The sequence below is a fragment of the Roseateles sp. GW821-FHT09G03 genome (assembly GCF_059416045.1).
Genome location: NZ_JBWKOK010000001.1, coordinates 1,019,522 through 1,033,251, shown reverse-complemented (window position 1 = coordinate 1,033,251; position 13,730 = coordinate 1,019,522). Strand labels below are relative to the sequence as shown.

Below are 13,730 nucleotides of genomic sequence, written 5' to 3'. Positions count from 1 at the left end.
GCGGTGTTCACGCGAGGCAAACAGTCGGCACAGAAGTGGCGCGGCCCGGTGCCCGGACAGGGCGTAGTGGCCCTGGCATGGCGGAAACGCCATGTAACCAAACCGGCAGGCTCGCTCCTGCGTGCGGCGGCGCGACGAAGCGCTGTTTCCCTGGGATGAACTGCGGGGCGTGACCACCTGCATGCAGGGTCATTGAAGTTAAGCTAGCGCGCCTTTTTGCGGCTTTCGCACGAAGGACACATCTTTACGCCACCTGCCACGTTCCCCCGGAGCCCGCTTCATGCTGCGTCTGTCGCTGATTGCCCTTGTCGTTGCGTCCCTGCTTGCCGGTTGCGGCAAGTCCTCTCCCGACAAGAAGGCGTCGCCCGCGGCCGAGGCAGCCAGCGCGCCCAGCCTGCTGGTGGCCAATGAGGACGTCCAGACCCTGGGCGTGAGCGCCTATGCCAGCGGCCCGGTCATCACCGGCTCGATCCAGCCGGAGCGCCGCGCCGACCTGCGCGCCGAAGTGCAGGCCATCGTGCTGCAGGTCTACAAGGAGAATGGCGAGCGCGTGAAGCGCGGCGACCTGCTGGTCCGCCTGGACGACACCGCCATCCGCGACACGGTCCAGTCGGCCGACGAATCCGCCCGCGCGGCCTCGCAGAGCTTCGAGCAGGCCGAGCGCCAATATCAGCGCCTGAAGACGCTGCAGGCGCAGGGCATGAGTTCCATCCAGGCGATGGAAGACGCCGAGATCCGCCGCAACAACGCGCAGAGCGACCTGGTCGCCGCCCGGGCCCGCGTGGCTACGGCGCGCCAGCAGCAGCAGCGCACCGAGGTGCGCGCGCCGTTCGACGGCGTCGTCAGCGATCGCAAGGTCTCGCCGGGCGACTCGGCGCAGATCGGCAAGGAACTGATCAAGGTGATGGACCCGGCGTCCATGCGTTTCGAAGGCCTGGTCTCCGCCGACCGCATGTCCGAGCTCAAGCTCGCGCAGACGGTCTACTTCCGCGTCAACGGTTATCCGCAGGTGGACTTCCAGGGCAAGGTGCGCCGCATCGCCCAGGCCGCCAACGCCAACACGCGCCAGGTCGAGGTGCTGGTCGACTTCGCCGGCGCCCAGCAGCCCGGTGTGGCCGGGCTTTATGCGGAAGGCCGCGTGCAGACCAACAGCGTCTCCGCACTGATGGTGGCCGACAGCGCGCTGGTGCGGGAGGGCGACAAGTCCTTCGTCTGGCGTGTGGACGGCGGCAAGGTCGCGAAGACGCCGGTGACCCTGGGCGCGCGGGACGACCGTCAAGGCTTGTACGTGGTGACGGGCGGGATCAAGCAGGGCGACCGCATCCTGCGCAGCCCGACCAGCACGCTGCTCGACGGTCAACGCGTCGAGCTGAGCAAGACCGCGGTCTCCGCCGCAGGGACCACCAGTCCGACGACGGGGTTGACCGGCTCCAGCGGCGCGCCCGCGGCAGGGTCGACGACATCGGGCTCGACCGCCGCGCCGCTGCCGGTGCTGCCGGTGGCTTCGGCCGCGTCGGCCCAGTGATGCGCACAGGAGCCTGAACCATGTTCCTTTCCAATTTCTCGGTCAAGAAGCCGATCGCGATGATCGTGATCATCATCGGCTTGATGGCCCTGGGCCTGCTGGCCCTGTCCAAGCTGCGCGTTAACGAGCGGCCCGACGTCGACCTGCCGCTGCTGGTGGTCAGCATCAGCTATCCCGGGGCGTCGCCGGAGACCTCCGAGCGCGAGATCGTCAACCGCATCGAGAAGTCGCTGCAGAGCATCTCCGGCGTGAACGAGGTCCGCTCGACCTCGGGCGAGGGCTCGGCGCAGCTGCTGCTGTTCTTCAACTTCGACAAGAACATGATCGAGGCGGCCGACGAGGTCCGCAACGCGATCGCCGCGGTCCGCCACAAGCTGCCGACCGAAATGCGCGAGCCGGTGCTGCAGCGCGTCGACCCCTCGGCGCAGCCGATCATGCAGCTGGCGCTGTCGTCCAGCAGCCAGTCGCACGCCGAGATCTCGCGGATGGCCGAGGACCAGTTCGCCGACCGCTTCCGCGCCATCCCCGGCGCCGCGACGGTGACGGTCAACGGATCGCTCAAGCGTGAACTGTCGGTGCTGCTGAACGCGCAGAAGCTGCGTGAATTCAACGTGTCCGTGACCGAGGTCGTCAACGCGCTGCGCATGCAGAACACGACGGCGCCGGTGGGCAAGGTGCGCGGGCAGCTCGAGGACCAGAGCATCCGCCTGCTGGGCCGCATCGAATCCCCGGCCGACTTCAACCAGATCGTCGTCAAGCGCTCCGGCAGCGAGCTGATCCGCCTGGGCCAGGTCGCCACGGTGCAGGACGGCTTCGCGGAGCAGACCGGCCTGTCGGTGCGCAACGGCCATCCGAACGTCGGCATCATGGTGACGCGCTCGCGCGACGCCTCGACGGTAAGCGTGGCCAAGGAAGTCCGCAAGCTGGTCGAGGAGATCGACAAGACGCTGCCCAAGGGCACCAAGCTCGAGGTGGTGCAGGACGGCGGGCAGGACGCGCAGGACAGCCTGAACAACGTGATCCACGCGCTGGTGTTCGGCGCGGGCCTGACGATCTTCGTCGTCTACGTGTTCCTGAACTCGTGGCGCTCCACGATGATCACGGCGCTGTCGCTGCCGACCTCGGTGATCGCGGCCTTCATCGCCGTCTGGCTGTGCGGCTTCACGCTGAACTTCATGAGCCTGCTGGGCCTGTCGTTGGCGATCGGGGTGCTGATCGACGACGCGATCGTGGTGCGAGAGAACATCGTGCGCCACATGGAGCGTGGCGCCGACCGCCGCACCGCCGCGCTGAAGGGCACGGCCGAGATCGGCCTGGCCGTCGCGGCGACGACCTTCTCCATCGTGGCCGTGTTCATCCCGGTGGCCTTCATGCCGGGCGTGTCCGGCGAGTGGTTCCGGCCGTTCGGGCTGACGGTGGTCGCCTCGGTGCTGGTGTCGCTGTTCATCTCGTTCACGCTGGACCCGATGCTGTCGGCGTTCTGGGGCGACCCTCCGGGGCACCATGAAGCGCCCAAGACCCATTGGGTGTCGAAGAAGCTGCATGCCTTCAACGAGTGGTTCGACCGCCAGGCCGACGGCTATGGTCACGTGATCGCCTGGGCGCTGCATCACCGCACCTGGATGGCCGTGTTTGCGGTCCTGAGCTTCGTGCTGGCGATCTTCCTGCAGGTCACGCTGGGCGGCACGAGCTTCCTGCCGGCGTCGGACTCCGGGACCATCGCCATCGAGGTCCGCACGCCGGCCTCGTCCAGCCTGGAGTACGCGCGCCTGAAGATGGGCGCCGCGTCCGCGCTGGCGCGCGAACTGCCCGAGACCGTGGCCACCAACGAGAGCGTCAACGCGAGCGGCGGGCGCATCTACGTGGACCTGGGCAAGAGCACGAAACGCAAGCGCAGCGCCGCCGAGATCGCCGCCGACCTGCGCACGCGGGTGGCGCGGCTGGTGGGCGCGGAGTACGTCGTGCTCGACGACCTGAACAACGGCGCGCAGAAGCCGGTGCAGATCCGGTTCTCCGGCGCGGACTCGCGCAAGCTGATGGAGATCACCACCGACTACATGGAAAAGCTGCGCCGCGTGCCGGGCGCGGTGGACGTGGGCCTGTCGGAACAGGATCCGCAGAACGAGCTGCAGATCGAGCTCAACCGCGGCCTGGCCAACACGCTGGGGATCTCGGTGGGCGACGCGGCGAACTCGTTGCGCGTGGCGTTCGCCGGCGTGGAAGTCGGTGACTGGATCGACCCGAGCAGCGAGACCCGCGACGTGGCGGTGCGTCTGGCGCCGGAGGACCGCGTCGACGCCAGCAACATCGAGCGCCTGCCGATCGCCGTGACCGGCGCCGGCGTGATGGTGCCGCTGGAGCAGATCGCGACGGTGACCATGGGCAAGGGCCCGGCCAAGATCCAGCACGCGGACGGCAAGCGGATGATCGCGGTGTCGGCCAACGCACATGGCCGCTCGCCTGGTGAAGTCACCAGCGACGCGTTGAAGCTGGCCAAGGCGATCAACTTCCCGCCGGGCTACGGCATCGAGCTGGCAGGCGCGGCCAAGGACCAGCAGGAGGTGTTCAGCGCGATGGGCATCGCGCTGGCCTCGGGCATCGGCCTGATGTACCTGATCCTGGTGATGCAGTTCGGCAGCTTCACCGCGCCACTGGGCGTGATGCTGTCCTTGCCGCTGTCGCTGATCGGCGTGGTGCTGGCGCTGCTGCTGACCCACGGCACGCTGAATCTGATGAGCTTCATCGGCATCATCATGCTGGCGGGCCTGGTGGCGAAGAACGCCATCCTGCTGCTGGACGCGGCCCGCCAGGAGGAGGCGGCCGGCGTGCCGCGCGAGGAGGCGCTGATGCACGCGGGCCGCAAGCGCTTCCGGCCGATCCTGATGACCACCTTCGCGCTGATCGCCGGCATGCTGCCGGTGGCGGTGGGCATCGGCGAGGGCGGCGAGTTCTACCGCCCGATGGCGGTGGCGATCATCGGCGGCACGATCACGTCGACCTTCCTGACGCTGCTGATGGTGCCGAGCTTCTACGACAGCATCGAGATCAAGCGCGACAGCTTCCTGGCGAAGTTCCATCGCCGCGAGCAGCGCTGGACGACCGCGGGCGCGCTGGTCGCGGGCATCGTGGAGTTCGTGCTGTTCCTGACCTTCATCCGCTTCGTGTTCCGTCTGGTGATGCGCGGTTGGGACATGGTCAGCGGGAAGCACCGCCGTCCGGTCGATTTCACGACCCACGGCGCAGGCGACGACTGACGCCTGACGCCTGGTCCGGTCCGACCCGGTGAGGGGTCGCTCGGCTGGACGGGCGCCGCGACGCAACGCCCAGCAATGCAACGAAAAGAGCGCCTCATCGAGGCGCTCTTTCTTTTGGGCGGTGTCTTGTCGATCAGCCGCGTCGCAGGCGGCGCCACCAGCCGTCGCCGGACATGCGGGACGTGTCCGCGCCGGACAGGTCGTAGGCCCTCGCGGCGGGTGCGCGAAGTTCGACTTCCGTGCCTGCGCCGGCGTGCGACGTGAGCCGGTAGGCGATGCCCGCGAGCTCGGCGCGCTCGCGCATCCCGGACAGACCCCAGTGGCCCGGACGGCCGCCACGGTCCTGCACCTCGTCGGGCACGCCGACGCCGTCGTCCCGCACGAAGAGCATGAAGCTCGCCTCGTCGTACCGGAGCGTGACCTCGATGCGCTGGGCCTGCGCGTGCTGGAACGCGTTGAAGATCGCTTCGCGCGCGATCAAGCAGAAGGACGCCGACAGCGCCGGCGCCAGCGCCCGGGGCGTGCCCTCGACGCCCAGCGCGAAGGCGGCGCCGTGTGTATGCGAGAGCTCGCGCCCGAGCGCTTCCAGCGTGTGCTCCAGCAGGTTGGCATCAGGCGGCGGCAGACGCAGATCGGTGACACGGTCGCGACCTTCGATGAGCAGTGCATCCGCGTCCGTCAGCACGCGTTCCATGGCCGCGCGCTCCGTGCCCGGGAGGCGGCGCGCGATGGCCTCGAAGCGCAGGATCAGGCCGTAGACACCTTGCAGCAGCGTGTCGTGCAGGTCCCGCGCGATGCGCTCACGTTCCTGCACACGCGCGGCGAGGCGCTCCTGCTCGTGCAGTCTCCGCTGGCGGGCGCGCAGTGCGGCCAGCGCGCCCAGCGTCGCGAGACCCACGAGCACGGCCGCCGCACGGAACCAGGCGGTCTGCGTCAGGGTCGGGGCGATCTCGAAGCGCAGTGCCGCGGGCGTCGTGCTCCATGGCCCGCCGTCCTGCGAGGCCTCGACCTGGAAGTCGTAGGTCCCCGGACCGAGGTTGGTATAGAAGGCGCGACGTCGCGCGCCCGCGTCCTGCCAGTCGCGGTCCTGCCCGATCAGGCGGTACCGGAAGCGTGTGCGCTCTGGCTGGGCGAGGCTGATCGCGGTGTAGGCGATCTCCAGGTCTCGCGTGCCCGATGGGAGAGGCCGCGAGCCGCTGCCGCCGTTGCCACTGCCGTTGCTGTTGCCCTCGGGACTGGCGCCCGGCATCGGTTCGCCATGCACGAACAGCCCTTGGACCTCGACCCGCGGTGCTGCCGGCTTGCCCGGGGGCAGGCGTTCGGGATCGATGCGCACAACGCCGTTGCTCAGCGAGAACCAGAGCACGCCATCCGGTGTACGTGCCGCCGTGCGCAAGGGCCACGACTGCTCGGCCCGACCGGAGAGGCCGTCGATCAGGTCGAAGCGGCGCCCCGAGGGACGAGTCGCGCCGCCGCTCGATGCGGTCAGCGCGCGGCGGACCTCGTCGGCGGTCAGCCGCGTGATGCCGTTTGCGCCGTTGAGCCACAACTCGCCTTCGGGCGTTTCGACGATGCCGGAGACGCCGTCCAAGGCATCGGTGTCCGCCAGGCGCAGCATCGGCATGCCCGGCTCGGAGGCGAGCTGCACGCCGCGTTCGCCGCCGATCCACAGGCGCGATCCGTGCCGCGCGATGACCTTGATCGCGCCGACTTTCAGGCCGTCAGCCGACGTCAGCGGCGTCGTCTTGCCGGCTTCGTGCCGCAGCACGGTGCCGTCGTTGTAGCCGATCCAGACGCGGCCGCGGTCGTCCGTGCCCATGGCATCAGGTCCCTTGAGCGGGAAACCTTCGCTGCCGGAGAGGCGCGTCACCTGACCATCGGCGTAGCGCATCAGCCCATAACGATGCGCGTTGAACCAGAGTGCGCCCGTCGTGTCCTCGGTGATCTCGAAGACAGGAACGGTCCACGGTTGCCCGTCGGGCGTGGGCACTTGAACGAAGCTCGCCCCCTCTTGCCGCCACAAGCCGGTGCGGCCGCCGACCCAGAGCCGTTGCCGGCTGTCGACGAACACGGCGGTGAAGGTCTCCATCCGAGGATCGGTGGGGATCTTCTCCGGCATCGATGCGCCAGGGCCCAGCCGCTGGATGGAGTTGCCGGAGGCGATCCAGACGCGGCCTTGCGCGTCGGCCGTCATCGCGATGCTGGCGCTGCGGTCGGGCAGTTCGACGCGATCCACGGCCGCGCCGCGGAAACGGTCCAGCCCGCCGTTGGTACCGACCCAGATCGCGCCGTCGCGGTCCTGGAACACGCGTGTGACCAGTTCCCCGGAGAGGCCCTTGTCGGTACCCAGGAACTGATGCGCCGTCGGCGCGGAGGCCGCCGCGCCCTCGATCGCGAGACGATTGAGCCCGTCCTTCGCGCCGAACCAGAGCTTGCCGCTGCGGTCGAACGCGGGCATGAAGAAGCTCTTCGGGACGGCGACCGGTGGCAGGATGGCATCGGTCGACTCGCCGGGCAGCGGCAGACGCAGCAGACCGCGGACGGCGGGCGACATGTCGTTGGCCCAGGCGCGGCCGCCGCCGATCACGAGCTGAGATTGACCGAGCGCTGGCATGTCGACGGCGGTGAAGCGCGCAGCGCGTGCCGGCTTCACGAAGATGGCGCGGTCGGTGACGACCCAGACGTTGTCGCCGCCGTCCACGGCGACATTGAGCGTGGGTGGGGGATGGCCGCTGGCATCGACGTAGCCGGACTCCGGTCCGACGGCGATCCAGGCGTCGCCCTGGCGCTTCAGCAGCGCGCGACCGGTGGCGGTCCAGAGCGTGCCGTCGCGTTCGGCGGCGAAGGCGCGCGTCGAGTACGCGAAGTGTCCGCCCGCGGGATCGACATGGAGAACGCGGCCCTGGCGCACCAGCGCGGCGCCGCCGTCGAGCAGGCCGACCCACAGCGCGTTGTCCTTCGTCGCGAAGAGCGACAGCACCTGCCGGCTCGGCAGCGACTCTCCGGCGATCGTGTCGAAACGCTCGAAGCGCACGCCGTCGAACCGGAAGAGCCCGGTGCCGGTCCCGAGCCACAGATAACCGTCGGTCGTCTGCGCGATCGCCATCACCGGGCCCGGCATCCCGTCCTTCAGCGTCCAGGTCGTGTGCTGCAGGTGCGCGAGCGGCTGCTCGGAGGGCGTCGACGATTGCGCGAGGACGAACGACGCCGAGCCGACAGTGAGAGCGAGTGCGAGGGCGAGGGCTTGAAGGGGGAGCAGGCGCGGTGCGGAGATCGGTCTCACACCACCCGCCCCGGATTGAGCAGGCCTCGCGGATCCAGCGCCTGCTTGATCTGCCGCATCAGCTGCATCGCCACCGGGCTCTTGCGCTGCGCGAGTTCCTCCCGCTTGAGCTGCCCGATGCCGTGCTCGGCGGAGATGGAGCCGCCGTGCGCCGTCACCTGGTCGTAGACGACCTCGTTGACGGCGGCCTCGTGCTCGCGCAGGAAGTCGGCGGGCGCCACGCCTTCCGGAGCCTGCACGTTGTAGTGCAGGTTGCCGTCGCCCAGGTGGCCGAAGTCCACCAGCCGCGAGCCCGGGAAACGCTCCGCCAGCAGCGCGTCGCAGCGCTCGACGAACGCGGGGATGCGCGACACCGGCAGCGCGATGTCGTGCTTGATGTTCAGGCCTTCCTCGCTCTGCGCCAGCGGGATGGACTCGCGCAGGTGCCACATCGCCTGGCTCTGCGACAGGCTCTCGGCCACTGCCGCGTCGTCGATCGCGCCGCGCTCCAGCGCTTCCTCGAGCAGCCCTTCGAATTGCGCGCGGGCGTGGTCCTCGCCTTCGCTGTCGGACAGCTCCAGCAGCACCGTCCACGGGCGAGGCCCGAGGGGCTGCGCCAACTGCGGGAAGTGCTTGCCGACCAGCGCCAGCGACAGCGCATTCATGACTTCGAATCCGGTCAACGCCGCGCCGCAGCGCGAGCGCGCCAGGTCCAGCAGCGAAACCGCGTCGCCCAGCGTGTCGCAGGCGGCCAGCGCCGTCATCCGGGCGCGCGGCAGCGGATGCAGCTTCAGCGTCGCCGCCGTGATCACGCCCAGCGTGCCCTCCGAGCCGATGAACAGGTCGCGGAGGTCGTAGCCGGTGTTGTCCTTGCGCAGTCCCGACAGGCCGTCCCAGACCGTGCCGTCCGCGGTCACGACCTCCAGGCCCAGACAGAGCTCGCGGGCGTTGCCGTAACGCAGCACCTGCGTGCCGCCGGCGTTCGTCGCGAGGTTGCCGCCGATCGTGCAACTGCCTTCGGCCGCCAGGCTGAGCGGGAACAGCCAACCCGCCTCGCGCGCCGCCTGCTGCACGTTCTGCAGCACGCAGCCGGCCTCGACGGTCATCGTCAGGTTGGAAGGATCGATGTGGCGGACGCGGTTCAGGCGCTGCAGGCTCAGCAGCAGTTGCGTGCCGGAGTCGTCGGGGACGCCGCCGCCGACCAGTCCGGTGTTGCCGCCTTGCGGCACCAGCGGCACGCCGTGCTCGCGGGCGAGCGTCACGACCGCGGCGACCTGCGCCGTGTCTGACGGCCGCACCACCGCGAGCGCGCGCCCCACGTAGCGCTTGCGCCAGTCGCGCTCGTAGCCGGAGAGATCGTGCCCGGCCGGCAGCAGCACGTGCGCATCGCCCAGCGCCGCGCGCAGCGCTTCGATCAGGGCGGCACTCATGCGGCGTCCTTCGTGGTGTTCCTCGTGCCGTTCTTCGTTGACGCGTCGACTGCCTCGACCTCATCAGGCCGGGCTTCAGCCAACCGTGCCTCGGCCAGCCGCTGCCGGATCTGCGCGGCGCACGCGACGAAGATCGTCACCGACAACACCACCTCGACCCACGCGAGCGCCATGCCGACGCCGCCTTCGGACGTGCCGCGCACGAGGCCTTCGGTCACGTAGAGCCAGATCATCAGGCTCAGCCAGCGGTAGGTGTACATGCGGTAGCGCCACAGGCCGGGCAGCGGCAGCAGCAGCGGCAACGCCTTGATCGCGAGCGTCCCGCGTCCGGTCGGCGCGAGCCAGAGCTCCCAGACCAGGCACACGAGCGCCAGCGCCAGCGTGGCGAAGAAGGCGAGCTGCCGGCTGCCGCGTTCGCGCGCGGTGGGCGCCGTGCGGGGAGACGGGGAGGCCGGTCCGGACCTCAAGGGAGTGGCCGGCGAGGCGGCATCGAGGCTTGACATGGCTGGCATCATAGCCAGCATGATCAGTGAAGTTCAGGCGCAGACGCAGAGCTGGCGCGAGGGAATCCGGGAGCTCGGACGCGAGCTGTTGACGTGGCCGTATGCGCGCACGCTGCGCCTGTTCGTGCAGCGCTTCCGCGAGGAGCGGCTGGGCCTCACGGCCGGCAGCCTGACCTTCACGACGCTGATCTCGCTGGTGCCGCTGCTGACCGTCGCACTGGCCCTGTTCACCGCGTTCCCGATGTTCTCCAGCTTCCAGTCCGCGCTGGAGAAGTACTTCCTCAAGTCGCTGATCCCCGACAACATCGCGCGCCCGGTGCTGATGTCGCTGACGCAGTTCGCGGCCAAGGCGAACCGGCTCGGCGTCGTCGGCCTGATCGTGCTGGCGGTGACCGCGCTGTCGCTGATGCTGACGATCGACCGCACGCTCAACCAGATCTGGCGGGTGCAGCGGCCGCGTCCGATCGCGCAGCGCGTGCTCGTGTACTGGGCCGCGCTGACGCTGGGCCCGCTGCTGCTGGGCGGCAGCCTGACGGTCACCAGCCTGCTGGTCTCGGCCGGCCGGGACCTCGTCGACAACCTGCCGCGCGGGCTGGTGGTGCTGCTCAACAGCGTGGACCTGCTGGTGCTGTGGGCCGCGATCGCGGGGCTCTTCCACTACGTGCCCAACACCGACGTGCGCTGGCGCCACGCGCTGACCGGCGCGGCCTTCGTCGCCGTGGCCTTCCACCTGGCCAAGCTGGCGCTGGCCTGGTACGTGAAACAGGTGCCGACCTATTCGACGCTCTATGGCGCGTTCGCGGCCGTACCGATCTTCCTGATCTGGATCTACGTCGGCTGGTCGATCGTGCTGCTCGGCGCGATCCTGGCGGCGAATGCGCCGGCCCTGGCCGGCGGTGTCAGCGTGCGCGGCAACAAGCCCGGCATGCAGATGGCGCTGGCGCTGGACGTGATCCGCGAACTCGACGCGGCGCGCGCCGGCGGCGAATCGGGGCTGTCGATGCTGGGCTTGTCGCAACGGATGTCGGTCGACCCGCTGCAACTGGAACCCGTGATCCAGCACCTGCAGAAGCTGGACTGGATCGGGCGCCTGGAAGAGGACGGCGCGCAACGTCTGGTGCTGCTCTGCGAACCGTCCTCGACGATCGCCGAGCCCCTCATCCGCGCGCTGCTGGCGGACCGCCAGCCGGGCCTGTCGGCGCTGTGGGAGAAGGCCGGCTGGGAACAGACGACCGTGGGCGTGCTGATCGGACGCACGGCGCCCGCCGCGATCGTCGGGTCCGCCGGACCCGCGATGACGCTGACGCCCGCGGCGTCCTCGACCCCGGCGGCTACCGCAGCCAGGTGACGGCCACGCCGCCGATCACCGCGAGCAGCGCCACCACCGAATAGATCGCCCGCCGGTACGGCGGCTTGGGGCGCGTCGCGCCGGTGGGTTTCATGCCGTACTTCGGCGTCGCGCCGAGCGGCAGCGCCGCCTTGTCGATCAGGGGGGTCGAGCGGTGTTCGCGTGCCCGCTGCTCGGCGACGCGCAGACGCGCGGATCCATCCAGCAGCTGGAGCTGCTTCGCCTGGGTTTCGGTATCGATCGTGGCCGGTTGGGTCGGGGTGGGGATGTGGGGGTGCTTGTCTGAAAACGAGCGTTGCTGCATGTGGACTGCCTTGACTGCAATACGCTCCCTCGCCTCCGCGAAGCGACCGATTGTCACGACACGGACGCGCGGGTCAAGTAACAGGAGGTAGGGGCGAGCGAGGGAAAAGCCGCATGCCTACGCATGCAGCACGACGAGCAGCGCCGTCGCCGCCTTCTTCGACAGGTTGCGGATCGCGTGCGCGCCGTCGACTGCGTAGCGCGCGGTCTCGCCGGTCTTGACCATCTGCCGGCTCCCGCCGGCGGTCACCTCGAGTTCGCCGCCCAGCACGCTCAGGTGCTCGCGCGAGCCGGGCTCATGCGCGGCCGACTCCAGCGCGCCGCCCGGCTGCACGGTCAGCTCGTACCACTCGAAATTGCCGGCCAGGTCGATGGGGCCGAGGATCCGCAGCCGGCACAGGCCGTCCGGGCTCGACAGCCCCGGCGTGCCGTGCGACGCGACGATCTCGATCGGCGGCGCGGCGGGTCTTTCGCCCCCCAGCAACTCTGACAACTCCACCCGCAGCGCATTGGCCAGCCGCCACACCACGGCCACCGTGGGATTGGCCTGGTTGCGCTCGATCTGCGAGAGCATCGACTTGGACACGCCCGCTCTTCGCGACAGTTCGTCCAGCGACAGGCCCTGCGATTGCCGCAGCGTCTGCAAGGTCGCGCCGACACGCGGCGGTTCCAGTTTCTCTGAGGGATTGGCGGACATCGGCGGTGGCTGGTGTTCGGTGAGGTTCGGAGAAATCAGGGAGTTCGGTTAGCGTTCCGGGGAGCGCCGACGCCTTGACCGGCTGCGGCACTTCCTTGATACTGCACGGCTGTTCGATATAACGAACACGTTCGATTTAACGGATTGTGCCGCAGGAGCACCGCATGACCAACATCGTCCCCCCGTCCATCGCTGCATCCACGGCGCCGTCCACCGACGACTTCTATCGCCACCTGCAGAACGAGCTGCAGGGCATCCGCGACGCTGGCCTCTACAAGAGCGAACGCATCATCACGAGCCCGCAGGGCGCGGTGGTGACGACGAAGGACGGTCGCGAGGTGCTCAACCTGTGCGCCAACAACTACCTGGGCCTGTCCTCGCACCCGAAGGTGGTGGAAGCCGCCCATGAGGCGCTGCGCACGCATGGCTATGGCCTGTCGTCGGTGCGTTTCATCTGCGGCACGCAGGACATCCACAAGGAACTCGAGCAGCGCCTGGCGCGCTTCCTGGGCACCGAGGACACCATCCTGTACGCGGCCGCCTTCGACGCCAACGGCGGGCTGTTCGAGCCGCTGCTGGGCGAGCAGGACGCGATCATCAGCGACGAGCTGAACCACGCCTCCATCATCGACGGCATCCGCCTGTGCAAGGCCAAGCGCTTCCGCTACAAGCACAACGACATGGCCGACCTGGAGGTCCAGCTGACGGCGGCGCGTGCCGCCGGCGCCCGCCACGTCATGGTCTTCACCGACGGCGTGTTCTCGATGGACGGCACGATCGCGCAGCTCGACAAGATCCGCGAGATCACCAACCGCTTCGGCGCTTTGCTCGCGATCGACGAGTGCCACGCCAGCGGCTTCATGGGCAAGACCGGCCGCGGCACGCACGAGCACCGCGGCGTGTTCGGCAAGGTCGACATCATCACCGGCACGCTGGGCAAGGCGCTGGGCGGCGCGTCCGGCGGTTTCACGACCGGCCGCAAGGAAGTGATCGAGCTGCTGCGCCAGCGCTCGCGTCCCTACCTGTTCTCCAACACGGTGGCGCCGAGCATCGTCGGCGCGTCGATCGCCGTGCTGGACCTGCTGGAAGGCAGCACCGCATTGCGCGACAAGCTCGAGGCCAACACGACCTACTTCCGCGAGGCGATCCAGCAGGCCGGTTTCCAGATCAAGCCGGGCACGCACCCGATCGTGCCGGTGATGCTGTTCGACGCGGTCAAGGCGCAGCAGCTGAGCGCGCGCCTGCTGGAGCTGGGCGTGTACGCGGTCGGCTTCTTCTATCCGGTGGTGCCGAAGGAACAGGCGAGAGTGAGAGTGCAGATCTCGGCCGTGCATGAGCGCGAGCATCTGGAGAAGGCGGTCGCCGCGTTCGCGCAGGCGGGCCGCGAACTGGGCCTAGTGAAGTAAGA

9 protein-coding genes are annotated in these 13,730 nt (G+C 69.2%); 4 read left to right on the top strand and 5 right to left on the bottom strand.

What is annotated here, in order from left to right:
* The first annotated feature begins 280 nt into the window (after positions 1–280).
* Complete coding sequence (locus tag AC07OZ_RS04625; RefSeq protein ID WP_495465974.1) at positions 281–1,525, top strand: efflux RND transporter periplasmic adaptor subunit; 1,245 nt, start codon at positions 281–283, stop codon at positions 1,523–1,525.
* 20 nt (positions 1,526–1,545) lie between these two features.
* Entirely contained in the window at positions 1,546–4,779 is a 3,234-nt protein-coding gene (locus tag AC07OZ_RS04620; RefSeq protein ID WP_495465973.1) for an efflux RND transporter permease subunit, read from the top strand.
* Between the two features lie 133 nt (positions 4,780–4,912).
* Here AC07OZ_RS04620 and AC07OZ_RS04615 read toward each other — a convergent pair whose 3' ends face one another.
* Genes AC07OZ_RS04615 through AC07OZ_RS04605 form a run of 3 tightly spaced genes read right to left on the bottom strand, consistent with a single transcriptional unit; the run spans position 4,913 to position 9,974 of the window.
* Complete coding sequence (locus AC07OZ_RS04615; RefSeq protein ID WP_495465972.1) at positions 4,913–8,062, bottom strand: sensor histidine kinase; 3,150 nt, start codon at positions 8,060–8,062, stop codon at positions 4,913–4,915.
* A complete protein-coding gene (locus AC07OZ_RS04610) occupies positions 8,059–9,471 on the bottom strand; it encodes an FAD-binding oxidoreductase (protein WP_495465971.1) in 1,413 nt (470 codons plus the stop codon). The genes AC07OZ_RS04615 and AC07OZ_RS04610 overlap by 4 nt, the downstream gene beginning before the upstream one ends.
* The gene (locus tag AC07OZ_RS04605; RefSeq protein WP_495465970.1) at positions 9,468–9,974 is read right to left on the bottom strand and encodes a DUF2069 domain-containing protein; all 507 of its coding nucleotides are present in this window, start codon (positions 9,972–9,974) and stop codon (positions 9,468–9,470) included. Before AC07OZ_RS04605 ends, AC07OZ_RS04610 begins: the two co-directional genes overlap by 4 nt.
* 19 nt (positions 9,975–9,993) lie before the next feature.
* Here AC07OZ_RS04605 and AC07OZ_RS04600 point away from each other — a divergent pair, with 19 nt between their 5' ends.
* Complete coding sequence (locus AC07OZ_RS04600) at positions 9,994–11,322, top strand: YihY family inner membrane protein (RefSeq protein ID WP_495465969.1); 1,329 nt, start codon at positions 9,994–9,996, stop codon at positions 11,320–11,322.
* On the opposite strand, the gene AC07OZ_RS04595 is transcribed toward AC07OZ_RS04600, so the two are convergent.
* Positions 11,306–11,626 (bottom strand): hypothetical protein, encoded by a 321-nt coding sequence (locus AC07OZ_RS04595; protein ID WP_067272555.1) that lies wholly within the window; start codon positions 11,624–11,626, stop codon positions 11,306–11,308. The genes AC07OZ_RS04600 and AC07OZ_RS04595 overlap by 17 nt on opposite strands.
* A gap of 117 nt (positions 11,627–11,743) precedes the next feature.
* Positions 11,744–12,322, bottom strand: a complete 579-nt coding sequence (locus AC07OZ_RS04590) for a helix-turn-helix domain-containing protein (RefSeq protein WP_483106597.1) — start codon at positions 12,320–12,322, stop codon at positions 11,744–11,746.
* A gap of 164 nt (positions 12,323–12,486) precedes the next feature.
* Here AC07OZ_RS04590 and kbl point away from each other — a divergent pair, with 164 nt between their 5' ends.
* The gene (kbl, locus tag AC07OZ_RS04585; RefSeq protein ID WP_495465968.1) at positions 12,487–13,728 is read left to right on the top strand and encodes a glycine C-acetyltransferase; all 1,242 of its coding nucleotides are present in this window, start codon (positions 12,487–12,489) and stop codon (positions 13,726–13,728) included.
* Positions 13,729–13,730: the final 2 nt, after the last annotated feature.

Excerpts from the sequence above, each read along its gene's own strand:
- AC07OZ_RS04625 (WP_495465974.1), top strand. The coding sequence starts at position 281 with ATGCTGCGTCTGTCGCTGATTGCCCTTGTCGTTGCGTCCCTGCTTGCC.
- AC07OZ_RS04620 (WP_495465973.1), top strand. The coding sequence starts at position 1,546 with ATGTTCCTTTCCAATTTCTCGGTCAAGAAGCCGATCGCGATGATCGTG.
- AC07OZ_RS04610 (WP_495465971.1), bottom strand. The coding sequence starts at position 9,471 with ATGAGTGCCGCCCTGATCGAAGCGCTGCGCGCGGCGCTGGGCGATGCG.
- AC07OZ_RS04605 (WP_495465970.1), bottom strand. The coding sequence starts at position 9,974 with ATGTCAAGCCTCGATGCCGCCTCGCCGGCCACTCCCTTGAGGTCCGGA.
- AC07OZ_RS04600 (WP_495465969.1), top strand. The coding sequence starts at position 9,994 with ATGATCAGTGAAGTTCAGGCGCAGACGCAGAGCTGGCGCGAGGGAATC.
- AC07OZ_RS04595 (WP_067272555.1), bottom strand. The coding sequence starts at position 11,626 with ATGCAGCAACGCTCGTTTTCAGACAAGCACCCCCACATCCCCACCCCG.
- AC07OZ_RS04590 (WP_483106597.1), bottom strand. The coding sequence starts at position 12,322 with ATGTCCGCCAATCCCTCAGAGAAACTGGAACCGCCGCGTGTCGGCGCG.
- kbl (WP_495465968.1), top strand. The coding sequence starts at position 12,487 with ATGACCAACATCGTCCCCCCGTCCATCGCTGCATCCACGGCGCCGTCC.